The organism is Spirochaetota bacterium (genome assembly GCA_038043445.1).
Classification (GTDB): Bacteria; Spirochaetota; Brachyspiria; order Brachyspirales; family JACRPF01; genus JBBTBY01.
Map to the genome: position 1 here is coordinate 48,454 of JBBTBY010000013.1, position 25,718 is coordinate 74,171.

The 25,718-nt window shown below is 55.7% G+C and carries 19 protein-coding genes; 5 read left to right on the forward strand and 14 right to left on the reverse strand.

Annotated elements, in window-relative coordinates:
- The 13 genes from AABZ39_01925 to AABZ39_01985 form a co-directional block, all read right to left on the reverse strand.
- The coding region (locus tag AABZ39_01925) for a hypothetical protein (GenBank protein MEK6793507.1) at positions 1-1,397 on the reverse strand (1,397 nt) is incomplete at its 3' end.
- Positions 1,398-1,411: 14 nt separating this feature from the next.
- Positions 1,412-2,434, reverse strand: a complete 1,023-nt coding sequence (locus AABZ39_01930; protein MEK6793508.1) for a hypothetical protein — start codon at positions 2,432-2,434, stop codon at positions 1,412-1,414.
- A 13-nt stretch (positions 2,435-2,447) separates the two neighbouring features.
- Complete coding sequence (locus AABZ39_01935) at positions 2,448-4,451, reverse strand: ATP-binding cassette domain-containing protein (GenBank protein ID MEK6793509.1); 2,004 nt, start codon at positions 4,449-4,451, stop codon at positions 2,448-2,450.
- Positions 4,435-5,562, reverse strand: coding sequence for a hypothetical protein (locus AABZ39_01940; GenBank protein ID MEK6793510.1), 1,128 nt, complete (start codon positions 5,560-5,562; stop codon positions 4,435-4,437). Before AABZ39_01940 ends, AABZ39_01935 begins: the two co-directional genes overlap by 17 nt.
- Positions 5,562-6,464, reverse strand: a complete 903-nt coding sequence (locus tag AABZ39_01945; GenBank protein MEK6793511.1) for a hypothetical protein — start codon at positions 6,462-6,464, stop codon at positions 5,562-5,564. Before AABZ39_01945 ends, AABZ39_01940 begins: the two co-directional genes overlap by 1 nt.
- A gap of 38 nt (positions 6,465-6,502) precedes the next feature.
- Positions 6,503-8,374 (reverse strand): ABC transporter substrate-binding protein, encoded by a 1,872-nt coding sequence (locus tag AABZ39_01950; GenBank protein ID MEK6793512.1) that lies wholly within the window; start codon positions 8,372-8,374, stop codon positions 6,503-6,505.
- A 1-nt stretch (position 8,375) separates the two neighbouring features.
- A complete protein-coding gene (locus AABZ39_01955; protein ID MEK6793513.1) occupies positions 8,376-10,121 on the reverse strand; it encodes a hypothetical protein in 1,746 nt (581 codons plus the stop codon).
- Between the two features lie 21 nt (positions 10,122-10,142).
- Complete coding sequence (locus AABZ39_01960) at positions 10,143-11,573, reverse strand: hypothetical protein (GenBank protein MEK6793514.1); 1,431 nt, start codon at positions 11,571-11,573, stop codon at positions 10,143-10,145.
- Positions 11,574-11,778: 205 nt separating this feature from the next.
- Complete coding sequence (locus tag AABZ39_01965) at positions 11,779-12,756, reverse strand: hypothetical protein (protein MEK6793515.1); 978 nt, start codon at positions 12,754-12,756, stop codon at positions 11,779-11,781.
- Between the two features lie 4 nt (positions 12,757-12,760).
- Complete coding sequence (gene fliS, locus AABZ39_01970) at positions 12,761-13,189, reverse strand: flagellar export chaperone FliS (GenBank protein MEK6793516.1); 429 nt, start codon at positions 13,187-13,189, stop codon at positions 12,761-12,763.
- 16 nt (positions 13,190-13,205) lie between these two features.
- On the reverse strand, positions 13,206-13,400 hold the full coding sequence (locus tag AABZ39_01975) for a hypothetical protein (protein MEK6793517.1): 195 nt from the start codon (positions 13,398-13,400) through the stop codon (positions 13,206-13,208).
- A gap of 116 nt (positions 13,401-13,516) precedes the next feature.
- Positions 13,517-14,659, reverse strand: a complete 1,143-nt coding sequence (locus AABZ39_01980) for a CsgG/HfaB family protein (protein ID MEK6793518.1) — start codon at positions 14,657-14,659, stop codon at positions 13,517-13,519.
- 313 nt (positions 14,660-14,972) lie between these two features.
- On the reverse strand, positions 14,973-16,025 hold the full coding sequence (locus AABZ39_01985; protein ID MEK6793519.1) for a hypothetical protein: 1,053 nt from the start codon (positions 16,023-16,025) through the stop codon (positions 14,973-14,975).
- Between the two features lie 118 nt (positions 16,026-16,143).
- On the opposite strand from AABZ39_01985, the gene AABZ39_01990 reads away from it, so the two are divergent.
- Both AABZ39_01990 and AABZ39_01995 read left to right on the forward strand, forming a co-directional pair.
- Positions 16,144-16,962, forward strand: coding sequence for a helix-turn-helix transcriptional regulator (locus AABZ39_01990; protein MEK6793520.1), 819 nt, complete (start codon positions 16,144-16,146; stop codon positions 16,960-16,962).
- A 304-nt stretch (positions 16,963-17,266) separates the two neighbouring features.
- Positions 17,267-18,133, forward strand: a complete 867-nt coding sequence (locus tag AABZ39_01995; protein ID MEK6793521.1) for an alpha/beta hydrolase — start codon at positions 17,267-17,269, stop codon at positions 18,131-18,133.
- Between the two features lie 251 nt (positions 18,134-18,384).
- Here the strand turns inward: AABZ39_01995 and AABZ39_02000 are convergent, their stop codons facing one another.
- Entirely contained in the window at positions 18,385-19,116 is a 732-nt protein-coding gene (locus AABZ39_02000) for a PHP domain-containing protein (GenBank protein ID MEK6793522.1), read from the reverse strand.
- 108 nt (positions 19,117-19,224) lie between these two features.
- Between AABZ39_02000 and AABZ39_02005 the strand changes: the two genes are divergently transcribed.
- From AABZ39_02005 to AABZ39_02015, 3 genes are all read left to right on the forward strand, one after another.
- Positions 19,225-20,505: a substrate-binding domain-containing protein gene (locus tag AABZ39_02005; protein MEK6793523.1), complete on the forward strand. Its 1,281-nt coding sequence runs from the start codon at positions 19,225-19,227 to the stop codon at positions 20,503-20,505.
- 99 nt (positions 20,506-20,604) lie between these two features.
- A complete protein-coding gene (locus tag AABZ39_02010) occupies positions 20,605-21,309 on the forward strand; it encodes a hypothetical protein (GenBank protein ID MEK6793524.1) in 705 nt (234 codons plus the stop codon).
- Between the two features lie 15 nt (positions 21,310-21,324).
- On the forward strand, positions 21,325-25,596 hold the full coding sequence (locus AABZ39_02015; GenBank protein ID MEK6793525.1) for a sugar-binding domain-containing protein: 4,272 nt from the start codon (positions 21,325-21,327) through the stop codon (positions 25,594-25,596).
- Positions 25,597-25,718: the final 122 nt, after the last annotated feature.

Consider the following 25,718-nt stretch of genomic DNA (forward strand, 5'->3'; position numbering starts at 1 on the left):
CAAAAAGCTCTTGTTAGAGCGTCTATTAAGAATTCCGCTTTTCGGAATTTGTCCTCGGCACTCACCTCGTTCTCTATCTGCCGTTCAAGGGCCTCGTATGCGGTGCTATTATCGCGGTTAAGCCGTTTCGCATCGCCGAGGAGGTTCTTCGCGGCGAAATGATCATATCTGAGGTACGCATTGGTCGCTTGGGTGAACAGTGCATCGGCGCGGAGAACGTTTTCCTCGATGCGTTTTTCCAGCTCCTCGAATTTCCCCACAGCAGCGCTGTTCAGGTCCTTTCCCTCGGCGATGCGCTCCCTCGCCTCCGTATAGCGGCTTTCACGGATGAGTTCCTCGGCGCGGCGGTATCGTTCCGCCGATCCTATCTCGCGGGTGATGCGGCTATCGAGCTCATCGTACTTTTTTGCATCGCGGCTGGAGTATCCGCGTGCCTGCCCGATGAGGTCGCGTGCGGCGCTATAGTTACGCTCGTCAACCCGCGCTATGGCACTGCGAAAAATTTCGGCGGAGCGCAACTCGTTGTCGGAACGGCGTATCAGCTCGTTATAGCGGTTCGCTTCCGCCCTGTCCGCGGCAAGGAGGTCGGTAGCGATGCGTTTCGATTCATCGAAACTGCCGTTCTCAAAGGCGTTCGTCGCCTGCAGATAGCGATCCTCGGCACCGCGGCGGAAGCGTATATCATCCTCCAGGGCTTCCCGTTTTACCGCGCCATCGGTGGTAAGCTCGCGCGCATCGGAGAGGAGGGAGAGCGCTTTGTCGTATTCCCGGCGCTGGAACGATTCTTTCGCCTCGCGGTATTTTTCCTCTGCTTCAATGACGGCGAGCTCCTTGCGGAGATTGGCCACTTTCGGGTCCATTTGATCGCATTGCATGAGGAGGCGGTTGGCCTCCTTGTAGTTCCGTCCCATCGCCGCGCGCTGCGCCTCGGACAATTTGTTCTCGGAGCGCTTGTATTTTTTCTCGATGAGCGCGCCGTTGAACATATCGCATGCATACATGGCGGCATCATAGGCCGCGCTTTTAGCGTTCTCGGCGGCGATATTCGTCATGCCGACGATACGCTGGCCTTCGGCGAGATATGCGCTTATGTTCGGCGCACCGTTGCTCACGGCGAACTGCGCATAGACGAGGAACTGGCAGCCGTTCTTTGTACCGGCGGCGATAGCCCGCGCGGCATCGGGATACGGACCGTGTATCGGCGCGTAGGAGAATTCAAAATCGAACAATATCTTGAACACCTTGTCCATTTCTTCGGACAGGGTGTCGTTGAACGAAGTTATCGCCGTTTCATCCGTGAAGGTATCGGCGCGGAACGTAATGACGCCGACCTTCTGAACGTCCGCAGTGAGAGAGAGGGCTGCGAACAGGCAGACGGCGATCCCGAAAGAACGCATTGGCGGCCCCGCGGCTAGAACTCCGACAGATCGGAGATCTTCGAGCGGTTGAAAAGGTGGAAGCGGAGCATCGCCCCTTTTGTGTCAGCCGCCATATCCTCGGCGTCCCTGGCGAGCATTCCCGCGATGAGCGCATACTTCTGGTTCACCATGCGCTCATGATCGGGTGTTCTCGCTATTGCGCGCTTGAACTCGAGAGCAGCGGACGCATAGAGCGAACGCTCCTTCGCGTACGCCGCGAGCCGCCAGAACGCGAGCGCGTTGATGTAATACGCATTGTTCTTCCGGAAGGGATTGCTTTTATCGGATTGATAGACATCGTTCACATCGCGCTTCACGTTCGCGGTAAGATAGGTCGATACTGCATCGATCGTATCGTACTTTTTCGCGGCGTAGAGCGACTTTGCGAAATCGAACACGGTTGTACAGAAGCCCTCGCCGGCGATCTTCGTATCGAACATCTTCCGTATGAGCTCGGTACGGCCGACGCTCGTATTGGTCGACTTTATCCAGGTAAGATCGCTCACACGGTACATGATGAAGAAGCGATGCTCATTGTTGACATCGGCGTTGGTGCCGGAGGGCGGTACGGCAAGCTTTTTGACGACAACGGATACCGGGGAGAGTATGTCCTCCGCTGCGGTCTTCACGTTCGTTATCGACCGTATCGCTTCGACGCTGTGCCTTCCCTTCTCGATGTACACGTCCGCGAACACGAACGTTCTGCCGAGCATGATATGCCGCGCGTCCGCATCGGCGGCGGCTATTTTCGCGTAGACGTTCTCATCGACCTGCATATAATACCAGCGGCTGTCCCCCTCGTAGCGGAAATTATTGCGGTCGTTCTCCGCCTCGAGCGCGAGCGTCACGGTCTCTGAAAGGTCATCGCGCGACTCCCGTACGGCACAGTCGGAGATATAGTTGTTGCCCTCGGCGAGATTACGGCGCACGCCGTTCACCTCCCGCCATACCGGCGGTGTGGCGCAGGAAATGATGACGAGCAATGCCCCCGCACAGATGATCCTCAGGTGATTCATGATGTCCTCCCGTTCATATTTTTTTATCGAGATTTTTAGCCGTGCTGTTGACGACGTACTGGCTGAAAAGTCCGCCGCGCCGGTCCATCTCATCGCGGATGATGCCGACGGTCTCCTTGTCGTGCGATATCATGAGTATGCTCACCTTGAGCCCGAAATACACGACGTCGAGTATGAGATTGAGGAGCTTGTATTTCACGTTCACATCGAGCGAGGTGAGCGCTTCGTCGAAGATGAACACGCTCGGCGGCATCGCCGCGGGCCAGTAGAGGAGACGCGCTATCGCGAGGCGCTGTTTCTCGCCGCCGGAGAGTTCCGAGAGCATTTTCGTCAGGAAGGAGCGGTCGAGGTTCACGAAGGTGAGTTTCTCTCCGATGAGCGCATCGGTTATCGGCGGGCAATCCATCCCGCGGTACACGCTCCTATAGTAGCGGAACGAGCGCGTGAGGTAGTCCGCGACGGTCATGCGAGCATTGCCGAACGATTCATTGACGAGCTGCGGTATGTAGCGAAAATAGGGGCTGATGCGCCTGTTATGGATATAGCGCCCGTCCTCGAAATAGACGGTGCCGTCGGAATACGTGACCGTGCCGCCCTCGGGCGCTATCTGACCGGTGACTATTTTCACCACCGTCGATTTTCCGGCACCGGAATTCCCCGAGAGGAAGATGAATTCGTTCTCATGTACAGTGAGCGAACAGTTCTCATAGATTCGCTCATTGTTCCCGTAGCGGAAATCGATGTGTTCCAGCGTGAGTATCGGCTTTCCCGCGGCGTGCGTACCGCGTGTGCCGCCATGATCGGGTATGACGAGGGCAAGCGAGGGGTCGTTCACAGGGGCCGTACGCACCATGCCCTCATCGAACGGGCAGACGAAATTTTCGACAGCACTGCACTGCTTCGCGCCCTCGGTGCTGCATTTCGCGAAATAGGGGCAGTACTGCTTGTCGAGATAATACGGGCACTCGTTGATATCGAGCTTCACCGTGCATGTTTCGTATTTCGTGCAGGACGTATTGACGCAGGTGAACACCGCTTCGCCGCGGTCGAGACGTTTGTTGAAGAACGAATCGCTTAAGAGCTGCGCGTAGTAATGCTTTATGTTGCGGCTCGCGAGAAAATCGGAAAGGTGAGCGCGCTCCACGATGCGCCCGCCGTACATGATGACCACGCTCGCGGTGCATTTCGTGCCGGCAAGCCGGTCGGGGAGGCTGCGTATGCTCGGATAATCGAGATCGTGATTGATGATGATAGAGGAGTTGAAATAGCCGTCGGCTAATTTTCCGAAGAGCGTGTCGAGTATGATGTCGGCGGTATCAGGGTCGATGTTCCGGATGAATTCATCGACGATGAGTATGCGGCCCTTTTTCTTGAATATCTTCGAGAGGAAGAGTCGCTGCACCTGTCCGACGGAGAAATCGTCCTGGAATTTTCCCGTGAAAAGCCGCTCATTGTTGCGTATGGTAAGCGTATCCCCGGTGAGCGAGTCGAGCTCAAGCGCCGCTTCCTTGAACAGGCGCATCACTTCGGCTTTATGCGCGCTCGCCCGTGACGGCAGTATGAATCGCGCCGTCTCAGCGAGTGACGAGAGCACGCCGCGCGCGGGTGCCGGTTCATTGTATATCTGTTTTATCACGGGGACGAGCTTGTGGAACACATGGAAGTTCTGCGGAATGTAGGCAAAGTATTTTTTGCGCACGTTCTCAAGGTGTTTCAGGTGGCGCGCGAAGCGGCTTCCGATGACGCGAGCGTTCTTCGTGTAGAGCCCGGACGCGCTTTCGTTCAGGAGATCCACATGATCACCGGCATCCGAGGTGATGGCGATGTTCCCTGAGTGCACTACATGGCGGTCGTTGTTCTTCAATATCGCCTTGATGAGCGTCGATTTTCCCGCGCCGCTCTGTCCGACGACGAAGAGTATCTCATGCGGGTCAAGCCCGAGGGAGATATCGGACAGTATCACCTTGCCGCGGTTGGCAAGCGGCGATGCGGTGAGCCCCTTAATGCTTAATTTCATGGGCCTCTCCGCTTCGCGCTAATGACGACACCGCCTTGCCGAGCGTGTATATCATCATGAACAGACAGAAATAGTACGCGGTAATGAAGATGACCTCGCGATGGAAGAGGAACGTTCCGCCGCCGATATCCGCCGCGAACGAACGCACTATCTGCACGAGGAATTTGCCGATCGAGAAGGGGTAGAGGTCCATGCTTTTGAGGTTCCCGCTCTCGCGCAGATACCATAATCCCGATTCGAGTATGAATCCCGCGATGACCGCGTAGGCCACGCGCGTGACGATGCCCTCGAAGCAGTAATGGCGTATCAGATAGAGAACGATGCGCGGTTTCGAATAGCCGATGACCTCGAGATACGACACATCCTCGCGCACACGATTATTCTCGATGCGCTCCTTGAACCAGAAGAAGAATTCCGAGGTGACGATGAAGCCGATGCCCCCGACGATGAAGTATATCGACGACGCGGAGGATACCGATGTTCCCTTCAAACCGACCGCGATGAGCAGTATCGTGAGAATGGCCGGCACTGACAGAAGTATCTGATAGAATATGCGTGACCCGTAACCGATGAAGGCGAGCGTTCCTGTGAACGGAGTGGCTGAACTTCTCCGGTAGCGGCGCGGTATCACCTTGTTTATCCCGTATATCGATGAGAGGATGAGCGTGAGGAGCGACACACCGATTATCGATGAGAGAAAGGCTATCGTCGTCGGCGTCGACAGCACGAATGCCGAGAACACCGTGCGATAGCCGTCGTACGAATCGATGGCCCCGAGATTGAGTTCCCGTATCGTTATGTTCGTCGTCTTTTCGGTGACCCCGAACAGGAAATTATTGATGGGCTTGCCGCATGTTCTGCATTGCGAGCGGCTGCCGTTATTGAGCGCCGCACATGAGTCGCATATCGTGAGCATGATATCGTATTCGGCGGTGATGACGGCGGGGCGTATGACGAGTATCTCCTTGTTCTCAAGGAATCGGCGCGGTTTCTGGAACCCCGAGGCCTCGACGCGCAGGTCGTTGTAATACAGCGCATAGACGATGAGCGGAGCGATGACAAGCACACAGATGAGTGCCCCTGACAGTATGAACGGCAATGCGCGGCGCATCAATGCCTCGCCCAGGGGAAGAATCGTTTTACATTGCTGTCGGTGATGCCGCGGAATTTATTATCGAAGGCGTAGCAGAACAGGAATGACCCGGTCTGGAGAATGAACGAGATCACCATGATGCCCACACAGATGACGAAGAGATTGCCGAGGGCGAAAAAGAATTCGTTGGGCTTATTGAACAGCACTTCGAGATTGCGCAGTATCGCCGGTCCGAAGCCGGAATTCCCTTTCAGTATCATCTCGATGAAGATTATCGTTGAGATGAGGAGCGTAAGGTTCTTCGCGAGGATGTTGATGAGGAACGATACATTGTTACGCATGATGAGATACGCGATGGCGAGCGTGGAGTAGCCCTCATACTCGAGATATTCCACATAGCCTTCGTTGTCGATGTCGTAGCCGAACTTTATCTCCATCTGGCGTATTATCGAATGGGTAATGCCCACGCCGAAGACGACCACGATGACCTTGAGCGCATAGAAGTCCGTGAGGAATTCCACGAGCGTCGCTGTCACGACGAACGGCAGGAACGATGCGATGAATACCGTGACGCCGACGATGCGCGTGAGCCACACCATGACCGGATGATTGACGAAATGCGCGCGAATGACGACGACGAGCATGGGCACGAGCATGGTGATGATGAATATCATCGCATAGGAATAGAGGCAGAACACCGTTGTATTGATGAACGACGAGGCGAGTGAATTGTCGCTGTCAAAAAGCGTCGCAAGCCCCGCGCCCCATGCGTCGCGGTAATTGGCGAAATAGTTCTGCCCCTCTTCGATGTGGAACATGTCGGCGAAATAGAGGAGCATGAACGTCACCGCCGCGGTGGCGACACAATACACCGCCGCATAGAAAACGAGCATGCTCATGACATTTTTACTATTACGCATCGATCATCCGTTTATCGATAGTTATCAGCCACCGTGTTCTATTTCTTCTTCACATCATCCGCAGCACCGGTTATCTCCTGCACGAGCCAGAGCCCCGGGTTCTGGTTGAATTCGCTGCCGATATTGAATTTCTTCATGATGTCCTTGCGGTAATAGGAGTTGACACCGAAACAGAAGAGCCACCCCATCGTCTCATTGTCGTAGAACTGCGTGGTAAGCCGCCAGAGCGCGGTCTCCGCGTCGAGCGCATTTATCGATTTCACCACGTCGATGATCTCTTTGTTGAGGTGGGTGAGCTTGTCGAGCGGGAGCGTCTGCTTTTTCTTCGATATGTAGAAGTCGCGGTACACATTGAGCGTATAGCGCCACGAGTAAATGGCCATATCGAACTGCTTATTGACTATCTTCTTCCTGAACTCGCTCTTGTTCGGTATGTTCTTTATCGAAATGCTCCCGAGTCCGATGGCGTTCAGATGTTCCTTAAGGATGTTCGCAAGGAGATAGTCCATGTTCTGCTCTTTGGAGTCCATCCCCTCGACTGATATCTGCACGCTGTCTATTTTCCCGTAAATGAGCTTACGGTAGTCGCCCGTCAGGCGCATCTGGAAATCCTTGGGCTTTATTTCACCGTGGAATTTCTTTTTATCCCAATCGCCGAGATGGTCGTAGAGGCGTTTTTCGCCCGACGAGGTGTTGTACTTCTCGATGAGGTACGGGGAGAATATCGGATTGAAAAGCACGTCGATGCGTGAGCCCTTGGCATCCTCGAGTACCTGATACGAGAAGTCCTCGAAGTTAAGGGCATTCCTGAAGAACTGGCGAGTGTCCTTTGATGCGAACTTCGCGCCGCCCTTGCTACCCGCATTGGCATCGTCGAGATTGAACACGAGCGCGTACATCTTTTCCGGGAACGGCATTTTCATGTAGTCGATCTTACCGAAGAACGTGCTGTCCTTGAGCTTCTGTACGAGCGAAAGGCGCGGTATGATGTTGAAGATGATATCGATCTGCCCTTTGCCGAGGAGGTTTATCTTCGCGAGGTCGTCCTGCTGACCGATCTCATACACCTGCAGCGCGTCGATATTCCCCTTGTAGTCCTTGATACCGGGCGTTACCGCTCCGTAGGCGGTGTTCTTTTCGAGATAGTGGACGAAGGTGTAACCGTCGCCCTTGTCGGTGCGCTTCACGTATTTGAACGCGCCGGTACCGACGGGGGCTTTGTTGAACGCATCAAGACGCTTTGCCGCATCGCCTTCGAGTTCGTAGAAATTATAGTTCGGCGCCATCGTCTCGTTGGAACCGATGAATTTATGCCGGGGGAGCACGTACATGAACGAGAGCATTTTCGCGAGATCGCTCGCCGGCAGTTCTTCCTTCGTGGTTATCGTGAGCGTAAGCTCGTCACTCGCGGTGATGTCCTCGATATTGAGCGTTTTGAACTTGAGGTAGGTGTTGATGTCGCTTACGACCGAGGTGTTGTGGAGCGTACCCCGCACGACACGAAAGGTGAACACCACATCGTCCGCGGTAAGGGGCGTGCCGTCATGCCAGGTGACGCCGGGTTTCAATTTCACCGTGAATTTTTCCGCCTTAAGCTTTCCCGCCTGCGGGCTTTTGATGTACACGCGTTCGCTCCCGCCGCCGGTGATGACATCGATGTAATTGTCCTTGGCAAGCCCCAGGTCCGCGTCGACCGTGTACTCGACGTTGTAGGTCGGGTCCTGCATCTGCGCGAAGAGCGAATTGAACACAAGGATATGGAAGATGTAGGATGAGCGGTCGATATCATCGCCGACAAGACCGGTGACCGGGTTCAGCCGCGGCGTGTAATCGATATTGAACCGGAACGCGGCCGGGTACATGAGTGCCGCCGACGCTAACAGGACTATCGCTCGTGTGATGGTGCGCATATCATTCTCCTTTTGCTGACGTGTATTTATAGAGATAGCGCTCGCCGCGGCATGGGACCGCGATGACGGGCGTTACACTTTCCCTGTTCTTCTGCTCGGCGAACGTACCGTTATACATGAAATGCACCGTACGGCTGCGTGCGCGTATCGCAAGGTATACGCTCCTGGCATCCATGGGCGTTACGCTGATGTCGAATACTTCTTCCGCGGGAACGGTAGAGCCGAGCGATGTACGCTCCTGCTTGAACTCTGCTGAGGATACATCGACAGAGATGAACCTGTTCTGTTCGGCATCGCGGCCCGATTCGTGACGGAACACCAGAAGCTTATTGCTCGCCACCTCGACGAGATCGTCGTAGTAATCGCCGCGTATGATCCGTCCGGCTGCAAGGAGGTCGTCGTGCTTCCTGACGGCAATGCCATGTTCTTTCGCCATGTCGATGCAGTCGAGGTACGCCTCGGGTATGCGCGATGTCGTTGACATGAGCAGCCAGAGCTTCGTACCGATGACAAGCGCTTTTTTAATCTCGAAGGCCGTGCGCTCGCGGTCCTCGATAGTGAAGGAAAGACGGCCGATGCGTACACGCTTGCCGTCATCGTCCGACTCTGCTATCATCATCGAGGTAAGGTCGGGAACGCTCGGCATGCGCGTGAAAGGGAGGACGGCGTCGGCGACAGCGCTCCGCGAATAGAGCGAAAGATAGTTCGTCGGATCACCCGCAATGGAACGGATCTCGGAAGCGGCCGTGCCGTACACATCAAGGTACGATTGCCGCTTCGTGTCTATGCGATTGCTCGGCGGTATCCTGAACCGTTCGCCCATGCTTTTTGACAACGGCGAAGATGCGATGATGTCAAGGCGATTGGAATACCGCGCGTGTATGAAAAGGCGCTCATCATCATTGCCGACATAGTTGAGCGCGCTGTTGAACGTGTCGGCAAGCTCGGCGGCATTTCCGGTGAAAGCGGCGTTCGCCCCGTTCGTGAGGAGGGCGATGGCGGCATTCGGCGAGGGATCGAACAGCGACAGCATGCGATCGGCTGACGCGCGAGCGAGCGACCAGACCATGCGGTCCACGTTCACGGCCATAAGACGCGCGGCGACTTCATCGTCGATGTTCTCGAACACCGGGAGCGATCGACCGGTCGCATTGATGATGTTGTTCGGCTTTATGTTCGTATAAGCGAGAAGCGTATGCGGAGGATCGATGAGCACGATGCGGTACGAGGAATCCGTTTTCACACGGTAGATGAGCCGCCCGGCGCGATCGAACGAATAGCGGAACGCCTGCACGATCCCGTTCGTCACGCATGCCCCGCGCGGGCCGGTCATGTGTATGAGCGAGTTCATCGTCTTCCCCGCATTGAGGCCGTTGATGCGGTCAATGTCGATGGTCACATCATCGCCTTTCGCGATCGGCATGACATAACAGTTGTTCTTCGATGTCTTATAGAAGAACGTGCCCGCTGTCCCGCTCACGAAGAGATCGGCGTATTCATCCTGCACGTCCTCGAGGAAATGGGCTTTTACTACGGTGAACGAGGCGAATATCGCGCCGTTCTCGAAGACGTGTATGCGCTCGGCGTCAGCCGACCGAACGCGGAAGGCGCTGTAGCAGCGCGACTGCATGACCTTGGTACGCATCTCACGGATGGAGGTAAGCGGCATTTTTTCAAAATACGCCACTTCCTTTTCGGCACCGAGCATGACCGCGCAGAGGAGGGCGGCGGGGATCAAGAGGCGCATCAGCACATCCGTTCGTTCACGCTAGAGTCCCTCGACGGCGGAGGCTGTCGGCTGTTCGTAGCGTATGATCATCTCCGGCGCACTTGCGCGGTCGATGGGGAAATATACCTTCCCGAAGCGCGTCGAATTGCCCTCGATGATGACCTTTCCGGCGGAACTCGCCTCGACGGTATACGCCCAGTCGTAACTTTCCCCCTTATAGAGCGTCTGTGAAGCGCCGGTGAAGAAATCCTTGAGCGTATAGAGCACGCGCTGCGCATCGCCCTTTTTTACATCGGCCCCGGCGATGGTGCGCGAGAACACGGTCACCCCGTCCAGCATGGCCGCACTTGCAGCGGAGAATTTGATGATGCGGTCAGAATGCGGTATGACATATGCCGTTATCTTCATATCGATCTCGCCCGCGGGAATATTGTCAAGGAAACGAAAATTGATGACAAGATCGGGTACAATCGGCGCTGAGGTAAGATCGATGACCTTATCGGGGTCGGCGCTGGTGAGTTTCAGCACCGTCTTCTTATCCTCATCGTCGACCGGCCATATCTCAAGGGGCATGCCGTCGATGAGCTTTACCGAAAAACTGCCCGTACCGTCCGTCGTGTAGGCCTTCTCGTTCTCGTCCATGAACGATATACCGGGCGCAGCACGGCCGTTGTTCTTTACCGTTATCTTTGCAATGAACGGCTTCGCCGCTTTGATGGCGAGTGTCTTCTGCGACTTATTGCCGCGACCGAACGCATCAACGGCCGTTATCGTCGCTGTTACGCTTTCCGGGTCCCCGGCGAATGTTACCGGTGTCGACGACCATAGGCTCCCGGCGGGTGACATCGCGGCGGTCGTGCCGGTGGAATAGGACACATACGCTTTCGCTATCCCCGAAGAATCGACGATACGCGCCTTTATCGAATACGGCTTTCCTTTGACATAGAAACCGTTCACCGTATTGGGTGCGTTCGCATCGATGACAGGTCCCTGAGAATCGCTTTCGCGGCATATCTTGACCACCGATTTTCCGCCTTTCTTGAGCTTGAATGTATAGGTCGTGCCGGCCTTGAACCCTGAAACGGGTTTTTCTGAGACCAGGAACGCTTCCTCACGGACAAGCGGCACCTCGGCGAATGCTGCGCCTCCTGCGGTGATGACAAGAGCGGAGGTGCGCTCATTGCCCGCCCCGACCTTGAACAGATAGGACGAACTGTCGTTGATGTCCTTCACCACGCCGTCGGTCTTGCTGATGACGATGAACTCCCCGGCGACCGCTGGTTTCACATCGGTGCGTACGGGCGGTTTCTTTCCCGTTGGCGGTACCGGCTCTGTTCCCACGATATTCGTCTGCACTGTCGGTGTGACCGCTTGCTGCGGCAATTGCGGCTTGAGGAGAATGACGATGATGACGCCGAATGCGGCGACGACCGCGAGAAGGACGATGAGGACGATGCGTTCGAATTTCATATCTGCCCCTTGTGAATGTTATTTGTACTGTAGTACCGTGTCCACACTATGATATGTACCTTTTGCACGATTGTCAATCGTCTGCGCAACGGCAGCCGACGCAGCACGCGGAACAGATGTTCTCGCAGCGGCGTTGAGGTCAACATATCATACGGGGAGGGAAAGGGTGCAATGAAAAGGAATGTAACTTTTCGGATATAGGGTTCTATTCGTTGGGGCGCACGGTGCGCGCGATGAGCACGAAGGAATGCTTGCGCCCCTGTTTGTCCTCGAACGTGTTCCTGTTCTTCGGATCGAGCGTCCAAACGCCGTCGACGAGGAAATTATAATAGTAGCCGCCGTCGGGCATGTCCTCTTCGCTGAACGATATGCTCCACACGCCGTCGGCAAGCGTCATCGTGAAGCGGCGCGGATCGAAATCGTGGCGGTCGGTGGTGAAATACACCGTGCGTGCGGCGGCATTGCTCATGAAGAACGTGACCGATCTGTCATTGCGGTCGTCGTCATGATAGAGCGGGTTCGTCCGCAAGAACCGGGTATCCTTCGCAACACTGAAATAGCTCACCCGCTGGCCGGCATTGTCATAGTCGACGTTCGTCTGCGACGGATCGTTCACCCATACGCCGTTGACACGATAGCGGTAGAAATATCGGCCTTGTTTCAGCACATACCGTTCTTTCTTGAACGGCTGCTCATGCAGATAGAAATAGATACCGTTCGTCCCTTTTATCATCGGCACCGCGCCTTCCCAGTTCATGAAGTCGCCGGATACCTCCACGACCTTTTCATCGGGCTTGCGATGCTTCGCCGTGGGCATGTGTCCATGAGCATCATGACCGCTCTTTTTCGATGCGGATGTGTCATGCGATGCGGTACGCGCTGCATGCGTATCACGTTCGCTATAGGTAAAGAGGATGCCCTTGTTCGGGATGACGCGCGGGGGGCCCACTTCTTTTAAGTAATAGAATTCGAATTGCGGTCGTAATCGGTCGAATTCGGCTTGTTCTGCGGGCGTTCTCGCTTTCGGGATATACGGACCGGATGATGAGCTTGATGATGACCCTTTCGATTCGCCGGACGATCCCGACGATGGTGTGCTTTTCGGCGCTGACGACCCGCCGCCGCTCGCCATGAGCGATGCTGCAGCAAGAATGATGAGGGCGAAATGGGTGAGATGCTGCATCGGTTCAGCCGCTGATATTGATCTTGCCGGTCTTAACCGCAGCGGCCGTGGGCTTATCCTCGTTCGTCGGCTGATCGGCGGCCTTTGCCCATGCCTCACGGAGCTCTTTCAGGTATCCGACGACCTCGGCGATGGGCGCGCGCTCTTTTTTCACGTTCGCTTCGAGGAGGCGTTTGTTCATATACGTATAGATGGATGCGAGGCGCTGCGCAATGTCACCCGCTTCGTAATTGAGCGAAGCGAGAAGCTCGACGATGATGTCCTGCGCCTTGATGATGTTCGTATGTACTTCTTCCGTCTTGTGCTTCTGACCGAGGACGGCAAGCGCGCTCTCAAGGAATTTTATCGCCCCGTCGTACAGGAGCACGACGAGCTTTCCCTGCGACGATGTGTTGACATCGGTCTTTTTGTAGCTTTCCAGTCCTTTGTTCATCGTATCGCTCCGTATGCTACTCGATGCTTTCAACTTCCATGAATGTGACATCGTTCATCCGCGCTGTCGAGCGGCTGCCGAGTATCCTGTCGCCCTGTACCGAATAGTCGCCGAGATGGATGACGTTCCCGCTCTTCAGCGTAAGCGCCACATCAAGCCCTTGTACACCGGCAAAGCGCTTTACCATGTTCTTGAATGAAGCGTGTGCCATACGATGCCTCCCGGTACCTTAATGCAGGTACACGTATCCATTATCGAGGCGATCCATCGCTTGCTTGACGACTTTTTGCGGCATTTCCGCGTCCGTTCTGATGCGTATTCCCATGGTCAGAACGCGAACCCGATATTGCCTATCGGCATGAACGGCAGACCGCCCTCGCCGGTCACATTGACCACGCCTATCTGCACGCCCCCCAGCCGGCCTGCGACATTGACCACGCCTATCTGAACGCCGATAAGGCTTCCGGAGGCTACATTGACCACGCCTATCTGGGCACCGCGGGCGTTCTTTGATACATTGACGGCCCCTGCCTGGAACAGAGCGCCGCCGTTCCTGCACACATTCACCGTGGCGAATTGCGCGAGTAACCCGGCATCGGTCGCCGCATTGAATATGCCGGCAGCCATCATACCCCAGCCGTATTCCTTGACAACATTGCCGATGCCCGAAGCAGACAGCCCTGCGAGGTCTTCTTCCATAATGCTTACGATACCGCACGCGTTGAGGCCGTACAGGCGATAGGTAAACGTGGTTATCACACCGACGGAGAAGAAGACTATGGTGCCGCGGCGCTCAAAACCGGTAATGCTGATCGGGTGTACGATCGAGAAATTGACCGGCCATACCGCGTATCCCGGATGGGCGACGAGCGGCCTTACGGACGCCGATATTGCTGTCGAGGCGGCCTTCTCCGATGCAAGCGGCCGTGTTGACGATGCTATCGCGTTGGAGACTATGGCGCCCACATCGGGTAAGGCGATATCGATGCGTATGCCGCTCTCGGTCGTCTTGGATCTCCCCTCGCCGAGGGCGGCGACTATTTCGCGTACCGCATCATCGGCGTCGTCGAGCTTCGACACCTTCGCTTTCGATGTGCTTATGACGGCGGCGCTCTCCACATCGACGATGTTCACCGCGATGAAAAAGCTTTCGCCGAGCTTCGAAATGCTCCCGAAAACCATGGCGCGTACGGAGAGCATTTTCCCTATCTTGACCGCGCAGGAACTTTCGGTACAGCCGGTCTGGGAGAATTCCTGTTCCTTCAGGATGGACTCGACATTGCCCCGTTCGATCACGCGATAGCGTTTATTGGCCGCGAATTCGCTCTGCAGAAGGCCCGTGACCGCTTTTGCGTCAGCGGGCGATACGCCGTTCGCGGCGAGCTCGAGCACCGCTATCGGCAGCACTTGTCCGAACGAGAGCGCGGTAAGTACGGTGAAAATGATGAAAGCAGCGCACGATCGCTTCATACTATTCCTCGGAACGACTTTTGCGGACGACGGCATTGTACAGCAAAACAAAGTGAAGTCAACAGAATATCGATCGCCATGTTGAAACAAGGAACAGCATGATCCCACAGTGTGTTCTACGCCTTTCCCGAAGAGATACATCGGCGTACCGGGCGGCTGCCGCCGGCAGTTATTGTCGAGCGTGAGCGTATCGTATCCTCTCCATGGATCGTACGCATGGAATATCGCATTCCGTGCACGAAAGAATATAGTGTTCCTGATGTACACGGTATCGATCGGTGCACGCAAAAATATCATCAACGCAAATACGGTATCAGGGATGATTATTGGTCACTGCCTGGAGCAGGGTGAGTATCTGGCACACATCATCGAAAAAGGAATAGTAATTCAGCTTTGCGGGGTCTATGGTCTGTGCGCCGGTCACCTGATTCACGATAAGTCCGATATCAGCGTTCGCCTGGTAGTCCATGGCGAATGCGAACGCGTTCGTGGTCGCGTTATCATCACTGACATAAAACCCATACTCCTGCGCGCACGTCGCGATCACTTTTCCCTGCATCGTCTTCCATGTGTATGCGTTCAAATTCACCGAGTTCGGAATGATGAGAAAGCTTCCCATCATATAGTTCGGGTTACTGCCGAGATATCCCGTGATCGTGTTCGTCGCATTATCATCGGCTTTGGAAGCCGGCCAGGTGAAGTAACGACCCGAATACAGACAGCGCGCATCGACAAGCACCGCGAGGGCATGACCTATCCTGCTGTTGATCTCGCCCTTGCGTATCATCCCGCCGAGTCCGGAAAAGCCTGCGCCGCGGTAACCGTTACTGCCATAGTCGGATATTCCGTTGACATTGAATTGAGCGAGAAAATGATGCGTGAGCATCGTGCCGCTTCCGGAACTTCGCCACAGTGCGATACCCTGATATAATGTTCCGGTCGATGGTTCAAAAATGCCGAAATGACCGTTCCCAGTATAGGTGGTCTCGGCTACGCCCGCATCCGCAGCGAGACGGAATTGTGCCAATACACTACCCGTGGGCGTTGATCGAGCAGGATATGCCCATCCCGATCCGAGTTTCAGGTCCACAAGCGGTGCGCGGGAATCCGCGGTCAATATGGTGATGGTCTCAAGATACAGTTTCGTGATCGTGTGCCCTGGATTATTCACGAGCATATCCTGAATGTTCGCGCATACCGCATCGGAGGGCACTGGTCGATTCCAGAACGAATCGCTTGAAAATAAACGCTGCGGCGGTGTCCCCGTTGACGTGATGGGGGCTGTTGGCGTATTCACCGAGCACGAAATCACTGCGGCCGCGAAGGATGTCAAAAGCAGAATGCAATACGGGTCCCATGGTTTCATTGTCTTTACTCCTTATGCACATCAATGTATCCATGACGGGGGTGATCGTCCAGCGCATTTTTATCGATTCGTATGATATTTTTGTTGACAGTATTGATCGTTTTGATAGAATCATTCCATGCACAGCACAGCGGTGATCGATGCGCTCCTCGAGCATGCGCATTTTCGGGCCAACAGTATCGGCGCATTGCGGCTACCGCCGGGTGAACGGCGCGAGCGTCGTACGGACGCGAATCTGATGGTGCTCATCGACAGCGGCTCGGCGTCGATGGACATCCGGACCAGAACGATGCGTGCATCGTCGGACGATCTTGTCACAGTCCCGATGGGATCAAATTATTTTACCGCGAGCAGAAGCGGCTGCAAATTCAGGTATATAGAATTCGATATCTTCATCTCGGACAGCAGATCGCTCGGGTATCAGATAATCTCGCCTCGGGTAATGCCCGGTTTCCTTCGTACGCATGAGGGAAAAACGCTTTCCACAGCGGTCGATCGAGTGCTCGCGTCAGAACCGTTCGCGCGCGCGACGCTCAACGGTGCGCTCGCTGTCGCGGCATCCACGTGCGCAGACGTTCGCCGTGCCTCAAGAAGCGGAGGAGAGGATACCCGCGCCATGCGGCAGTTCGCCCCCGTGCTTGACATCGTACGACGACGCTACCATGAACGCCTGACCGTTCGCGATCTTGCTGCGGCAGCCGGGCTCACGGAAAGCCACTTCTGCAATTCTTTCAAACGGACGTTCGGCGTCTCGCCGCTGCAGTATCTCATGCGCATCAAGCTGTATTCGGCGCAGCAGATGCTGCGCGAGGGTTCTTATTCTGTCGTAGAGATCGCACGCCGGCTCGGGTTTTCTGATCAGGCCACGTTTTCCCGCGCATTCAAGCGATACTTTCGAGTGCCGCCCTCAAAAATACTTCCGAAAATGTGGAAATAGCTGTTGCCCATGTTCCCGCTCGACACGTGGCCGCACGATAGTATCCGCCGGATGCGAGATGCCGTCGGACACGACGGGCGCATCGATGCGCATGCCGGGGGTGGGCGGAGAGACGTGGTTGGAATCCGTTCGCACAGGGGACGATGCGGGGGATTGACGCTATCCGGGGGAGGGAATATACTGTCAGGCATGCGTGCGTCTGTGGCGCAGCCTGGCGGCGAAGCCGCTACGGACAGCAGCGGTAAGAAATGAAAAGTCATATCCGTTTTTGCAGCAACCCAATGGAGCGTAAAGGAGAATTCCAATGAGAAGGTATGTTTTACTCTTATCGACGGCTGCGATGGTGCTATCGTTGTCAGCATACAATGACAATACTGCGACTATGGCAAAAGCGGACAAGGCATCCAAGAACATTGTTTTTATTCACGGAATGTTTATGAATCCGAAAAGCTGGGATGGTTGGATAAAATATTACGAGTCAAAGGGATATAAGTGCCATGCTCCGGCATACCCGTTTCACGATGGCAATCCATCAGACCTGCGAAAAATCATTAATCCCGGCCTTGGCACTCTGCGATTTGAGCAAGTAGTCAGTTCATTGGCATTGTACATGGATACACTACCCGAAAAGCCGATACTCATCGGCCATTCTATGGGAGGGCTTGTCGTCCAGAAATTGATCGAAATGGATAAAGGGACTGCGGGAATCTGCATTGACTCTGCACCGCCACAAGGCATTACCAGCTTTTCGTGGAGTTTCCTGAAAGCGAATCTACCGACGATCAATCCATTCGAAGGTGATAAACCATGTCTGCCGGATGTCGCGTGGTTCCAGTATGCTTTCTGCAATACTATGACCATGGCTCAGACGAGTGTCGAGTATGAGAAGTATGTCGTGCCTGAAAGCCGCAACATCCCTCGAAGCAGCACGACGATCGAAGGGAAAATTGATTTCAAGAAACCGCATGCGCCATTGCTGTTTATTTCAGGCGAAAAAGACAACATCATACCAGCAGCATTGAATGTGAAGAACTACAAGGCGTATACCGATAAGGCGAGCAAAATTGACTTCAAGAAGTTCGCAGGCAGAACTCATTACATATGCGGGCAAGAGAATTGGGAAGAGGTTGCGGCATATATCAGCGAATGGATTGATGGCTTGAAGCGATAGTAGATGAAGGATCTCAAGACGATTGCCGTTGACCTGCTGTGAAATATTATTGTGCTGTTTTATAGATCGCTGCACCGATCGTCCCTGTTTTCATTATGTCGAGATTCTGATCGCTCACTGGATTGATCCATATTCCCGCTTGCATTCGTTCAATGCTACGGTTGGAATTGACAGGGATTCGGCGGGTGGGATACTGAGAGGTAAGCGAGGCGGCGATAGTGGCGAATGAAAACTCCTTTCCTTTTTTTAGATCAGATCTTCGGCAGAATACATGTACCCGTCGGCAATGCGTGCGCGAACGAAACACTATCCCTGACACGCTCCGGGAATGACATACCGCCCCGCGCGCAGTCCTCGTATTGATGGAAATCGGAACCCGATATCCGTACGAGTGAATGCTCGGCCGCGTATCGAGCCGCTTCTTCATTGAAAGAATTCTGGCGCGGATTCCCGTTGAACGCTTCCATGCCGTCAAGCAGCGACGGATCGGCCCTCGTGATGCCTGCGCGGAACGGATGCGCCTGAAATATCCGCATCGTCGTACCCCGGGAAAAGGTGTAGAACGATGAGAGCGTCATCTCATTGAGACGCGGATACGCGTAGAGATGCTCCTCGGTCACTCCGTAGACGAGATAATCGTTCGGGTCGCTGTCAAAGCGGAGCTCAAGCCCGAGCATGATATCCATATCGTGCTTTGCGCCTTCCTCGCGGGCACGGCGATACCCCTTAAGATAATTATCGATCTTTGTGCGCTGCGACAGGCCGTTGAGCGGGTTCATGAAAAATCCGTTGAAGTAATGATCGGTGATGACGATGCCGTGATATCCCGCATGATGATACTGTGACACCATATCGTGTGCGCGGACCTTTCCGCAGGGGCTTGTCTCCGCCGTGTGAGCGTGGGTTTCGTAGATGAACATGGGCGCGTACAGTATATGAAAACGGCGGTAATTATCAAACAGCGGAACGGTGCGGGTCCGCATGCGTATACAAGCGCCTTGACGATGCATGATGGCGGGACTATACTGTCGTGTATGACAGCATCTCGATACAGCCAATGCCCGGAAACTGAGCGGTAAGGGAACACACGAATGGCGACATATACCGTTGCAGCGCTGTTCCCGCACTTCGATCTCAGACGCGGGTTGGCGCATGAAATGGCGTTCGATATGGTGCACGGCATACGCGAGGAGATGCGCCGTCTCGATCTCGATGTCCACTTCTACGACAAACATGATGACAGCGCGCACTTCTGGCGGAAGGGGTATCGATCATACGCCGGTGTCATCGGTTTTCTTGCATGGGGCGACCCGGCGGTGACCGATCGATGGAAGGCGCTTGCGCGGAAGATCCCGGCCGTGTCGCTGTTCCACCGTGTTCCCCCCGCCGGCAATGCGGTTGTCAATGATGATGCGAAGGGCGTGGCCATGGCTGTTGAGCATCTTGTCAGAGAAGGCGCGCGATCGATAGGATTTTTTTCATTGCGTGATGATGTGCACACCCGCAGGCGTTTTGCCGCATTCCGCGCCGCACTTTCATCCCGCGGCCTTACGCTTCGCGCCGATCGTCTCTGCGGGGTCACCGTCGGCGGCCGTGCCGATGCCATTGCGTCCGCGGCGGCGAACATCCCGCGATACAGTACGGCCGAACGCGCGTTCATCCGTACGACCGCCCATGAGTACCTCGCATCGCGGCCGCTGGAGGCAGTGCTATGCGAGAACGATTATCTCGCGTACCATCTGATCGCGGAGGCGAACGCGTGCGGGCTTTCCGTTCCCGAGGATATAGCCGTTATCGGCTTTGATAATTTCCGGATGATAGAATGCATACCGGCGCTGTCGAAAAAGTATCGTCCGCTCCTTACCTCCGTCGATCTGGATTGTTTTGCGGTGGCACGGGAAGGGGTACGCCTGCTCTACGGCATGCTTACCGCGCAGCTGCCGCTGCGGGGGAACACTGTCGTCATCGATCCCACGCTTGTCGTCCGTGCGTCGTCATGCCGACGCTCCCCTGCGGGGAACGGTCCCGAACAGGATACGTTCAAGGCACGCGTACGGGTGTTCGTCAAGAACCACTATAACGATCCGTCGCGGCTGAAGAGCATCGCTGAGGATTTCGATATGACCTATCGATCGTTCCTGCAGCGGTTCAAGCGCGAATTCAGCGTAACGTTCACCGATCTCGTTTCGTCGCATCGTCTTGAGCGTGCGGCGCATCTGCTCGAAGTCACCGGCAGGCCGATCACCCGCATCCTCATCGAGACCGGGTACGGATCGTATCAGAACTTCCTGAAATTCTTCAGAAAGCGCTACCGCCTGTCCCCCATGGAATATCGGCGTGCGCATCTCGGCCGGAGACAAGGCAGGGGATGATAATTGTTGCTGTGTAAAAAGTTGTGCCGGCAGCGGGAGAATCTGTTATTATAGAGGAAAGCGATATATACTCTGCGGCAGGGATGCAAGGAGCCCGTTATGGCGAGACTATGCGTGATCTGTGCGCTGCTTTCCGGCGTTCTGTCGGCTGCGTCCCCGGGAACATATCTTCTCCGCGATGATTTTGAAAAGAGCGCGGCGGGCGGCAAACCCGCCGGATGGGTGGCCATGTCGGATGAGGGCAATGAGATCGCCGTGGTCGCACAGCCCGCGATCGGGACACGGGCGGTCAGGCTTTCCCATACATCGGGCACGGTGTGGAAGCCGTATCTCTCCGGTGTTTTCGGCGGCGGAAGCGATACCATGACCGCGGTCGATTTCGATGTATACTTCACGGGCAGGTTCACTGCGGACGCGAAGTCGTTCTTCTTCATCATGCGCGGACCCGTTGATACACCGTACATACGCATCGCGCTCGGCGGTCCTTCGGGCGCTGCGCCGGAGGGGCGGGACGGTTTTTTCCCGCTCAATGTACCGATACGGACGAATACCTGGTATCATATCAGCGTGCGCATCGATGCGCTTTCCAAAGGGGAATCCGGCACGTATACGCTCATCATATCGGACGCAACGCGTGTCATGCCGTTCGAGAATATCCCGCTGTGCATACCGAAAAGCTATGCGCCGTCAAAAAAAATATTCCCGGCAAAAGCGGAAGGCTCGCCGGGATTCACGCTCCCTGAAGCGCCGGGGAAAGACGTGTATATCGACAATGTTTCCATACAAGTGATCGATAAGAAATAATCCACGGGGTCGACCATGCGGATATTCACTGCATCCATTCTGTTCGTCATCACATCGGCATTGTTCTCCGCGGAATACCGGGAGCGCATCATTGTCGCCGATGCGCTGTTCCAGCCGGGTGTCCGCATCGACGCACCGGTTCGGGAATGGATATCCGTAAAGCTGCCGTTCCGCTGGACATCGGGGCAATTCCCCAAAGAGCGTGCTGCGACATCGTGGGCAAAGGACGACATGGGCGACTGCAACAGCGGCTGGTATCTCATCAATGCCGATATACCGTCATCGTGGAACGGCAGGCGCGTAAGTCTCATCATGAGCAATCTCATGTGGGATGCGCGGGTGTGGGTGAACGATCGCGAGATAGGCGAGGTCAAGGGGCCGGATGTCCGTCTCGATATCAGCGGCGCTGTATCCGCAGGGGCGAGCAACGGCATACGGATATGGGTGACACGATGGTGGGAAGGGATATCGAACAGCAGGATAAACGATCCGTTCCGTAATGCTGCGATACAGCGCATGCTCGCGCAGAAGGACGAGACGCAGATACGCCGGAGAACAGCGGGCGGTGTCGCCGGTGCCGTGGTGCTCGAAGCGACTTCGGCGGCAGGCGCGCTTATGAACGTACGCATCGAGACGAGTTATCGGAAAAAAGAGATCGCCGTCATCGCGGATTATTATGCCGCAGGCGGGATATCGGTTGCCGCATCAGTAGTCGATATGAACGGAAAGACCGACGGGCTTCCGCAGGGACAAAGGCAGCTCGACGCATCGGCAAACCGGATACGCATGAGCATCCCGTGGAAAGACCCCGCACTCTGGGAAGTTGAGTCACCGCACCTGTATCAGCTCCGCACATCACTTGTGGACGCGGGCGGGAATACGATCGATGCGTATGCGCCGGTGCGCTTCGGGTTCCGCGAGATATGGACCGAGGGCCGCAACATCATGATGAACGGTCATCCGCTCAAGCTGCGCCGCGGCTATTTCGTCTCGACGGTAACGCAGATGATATTCTTTCAGGGCATGGGGTTCAATGCCGTCACCACGCAGCCGCACGGCGCCCCCTGGTTCTGCAGCGAATGGGGCGGCGGATTTTTCGTCGACAATGTCCTGCAGACGGGTTCGAAGGAACTTCTCGATGCGGCGGATGAACGCGGCATCGCCGTGCTCATGTCAGCACCCACGATGAACGATGTCCGCGACGGGATGACATCGCCTTCGGTGCAGCGGGATTACGAACGGTATATGGAGCTGTGGATGCATCGGCACGACATGCAGAACCGTCCGTCCATCATCATATGGGAAGCATCGATGAACACCATGGGCGCAATGGACAGCTACGATCCCGAAAAGATAGGGCGGCGGATGAAGAACGCCCCCGCGTGGAAAGCGGCCGGCACGGAAACGATAAAGCGCGTCGATCCGACACGGCTTGTCATGCATCATGACGGCGGCGCTGTCGGCGATATCGAGATGCCGAATTTTTATCTCAACTTCGCGCCGCTTCAGGAGCGCGAGGAATATCTCTCGTCATGGGCGGCGGAGGGCGATATGCCGTGGGGAACTGCCGAGCATGGCCCCCCGTATTCGGCGAATTTCTTCAAATGGTATACGGTGCCGCTGTTCACCGAGTATGGAGCGATGTATTTCGGCGACAAGGCGTATGCGCTGGAAGACGAGCGGTATGTGGGAACATCGCTCAAGGCGCTGGCGTTGCCGGTAGAAAAACCGGATACCTTCAGCGGCGAACGCAGTTTCAACGCGGCAGGCGGCTGGTCGAATGTCGGCACATGGACATCGTATTATCAGTTCATGGACCTTTTTATTCGCAACACCGGCAAGGCCTACCGCGCGTGGGGAAGCGGCGGCGGGTTGTTCCCGTGGATATTCGGCAATATCGGTTTCGGACACCCGCCGGGATATGAAGGCAAAATGAAGGGCTGGTACCTCTATGAGAACATCCCGGGAACGGAACGGGAGCTCATGTCCCGCCCGGCATGGGCAAGCCCGATATACGATGCGTATCGTGCGACGATGCAGCCGCTCCTTGTGTTCATCGGCGGCCAGTCGAACCGCTTTACCGCGAAAGACCATAACTATGCATCGATGGACCGTATCGAAAAGACCATCTGTGTCGTATGGGACGGCCCGGGACAGACGAATATCGTCGTGGAATGGAAATTCCTCAACGGCGAACGCATATTCAAGAAAGGAGAGGAAAGGTTTGCGCTCAAGCCAGGCACGGTCGAGAAGCGCTCTATCGATGCACTTACACCGCCGCTCACGGAGCGTGCGGCAGGATCTCTCGCTATCACCGCACTTGATGCGGCAACGAGAGCGGTCATTACGACCGATGCATTGTCGCTTTCATATTTTCCGCGGCCGGAAAATATTGAGAAGATCGCATCGAAATGGGGCATCTATGATCCTTTCGGGCGTACGGCCGATGTGCTTGCGCGCCGCGCGTTCCGCCCGATCACGGTCGGTACGGCGGCCGACCGCAGCGGCATCGATACGCTCATCATCGGGTACAAAGCGCTTGCGGCGAAAAAGCCGCTGCCGTTCACGCCCGCGGATGTGCGAGAGGGATTGAACGTCCTCATGCTCGAACAGGATATGGAAAGTCTCGAATCGCTCGGCTTCCGTGTGCAGAACGTCGTGCCGCGTATCGTATACCCGAGAAAGAAAGATCACCCTGTGCTTGACGGCATCCGTGCCGATGACCTTTCGCAGTGGCGCGGCGAGAGCTCGCTCCTTCCGCGGACATCGAAGGACATGCGCGAATGGCCATGGCCGCATATTTTCCACTGGGGGAATTACGGCGCTGTTGCATCGGTCATCATCGAAACGCCGCATCACGGGGCGTTCTCTCCCCTCATCGAATGCGAATTCGATCTTGCGTACAGCCCGCTCATCGAATACCGCGATGGTAAGGGCATCATCCTCTTCTCGCAGCTGGACATCACCGACAGGATATATCTCGACCCCGTTGCCGAGCGGCTGCTTCAGAATATGATACGCTATCTCGATGCCCCCGCGCATGGCGTGCAGGCGAAAAGCGTTGCGATACGCGCCGACGCGGCAAGTGTCGCCTATTTCGAAGACATGGCGCTCAATGCACGACGCATCTCCGCCGATGAGCGCTCATCGCTTTCCGCGGCGAACGATATCCTTCTCGTCGGTGCCGGCGCGAAAGTCCCCGAGCTTTCGGCGGCGCGTGCGTTCGCAGCGCAGGGCGGCACGGCGATCATCCTGGCGCAGAAACCGCAGACGATGCAGGAAGCCGGATTTACCGTCGGCATGGAAAAGAAGCGCATGACCGCTGTCCGCACTATCGGCGGCGACAGTTTCCTTGCGGACATCGGACCCGAACTTCTGCACTTCCGTACGTATATCGACGCGGAAGTGTTCGTTAAAGCACCGACCGGCGGTATGATACTCGCCGACGGGCTCATGATGTCATTGCCCGAAGGAAAAGGCAGACTGTTCTTCTCACAGCTCTCCGCCGATCAGTTCTCCGACGGGAGCAGGAATCTCAGACGCACTCGATGGAACATCAAGCGGCTTTACCGCCAGATACTCACCGCGGCCGGAGCGGCGATGCGTGAAAGCGATACGGCAGGATTAAGCCCGCGGCGTTTCGCATCGTTCGCTGATATTGCGCTCTGGCAGGTGCTTCGTGAGAACGTGTTCATCTCCCCCATCGGTCGTGAACGGAAAGGGAATGTCATGCCTATACTCAACGATGTCATCGATGCGGAAGCGGCCGTCGCGTCCGGCGATGCGAAAGTGCGTGAGCGTAACTGGATACTCCGCGGCATGACCGCCGGATTTATGGACCTCAAGGACATATTCCCGCCGAAAGAAGGCGTCATCACCTATGCCGTTACCCATGTCTACAGCACGCGTGCGCGGACGGCGACAGCCTATCTTTCCTGTGATTACTGGTGCACGTTCAAGGTGAACGGCAGCGCCCTGGTCGATCATGGGAGTGCCCCGCGGCCTTCGCAGGCGCCGCGTATGAACGAGCTTGAAGTGAAGATACCGCTTACGGCAGGGTGGAACCGCTTGGAAATGAAAGTGGCTTCCGGTTCGGGAGGGGTTGGCTTCTGGTGCAGGATGACCGATCCGGGCGACCTTGTGATAATGCCGTCGGTAACGGCGCCGCAGTTCACACCGGACACGCCGGGGGATGATCTCCTTGAAGAACCCGCCGCGGTCGTCAGTTCGCTCTATGCTGAACCGCTCATGCGTGAGGACGACCCCTACGGCTTTACACGATGGTAATGCGGACCCTCCGCGGGTAGTGCACGGTTCGCCGCGGCCTATTTTTGATATTTTCCGTGTTCAATAACAGCAGCACGCATTGCATTAGCACTACCATTTTTTGCGTGTCAAGGATATACTGC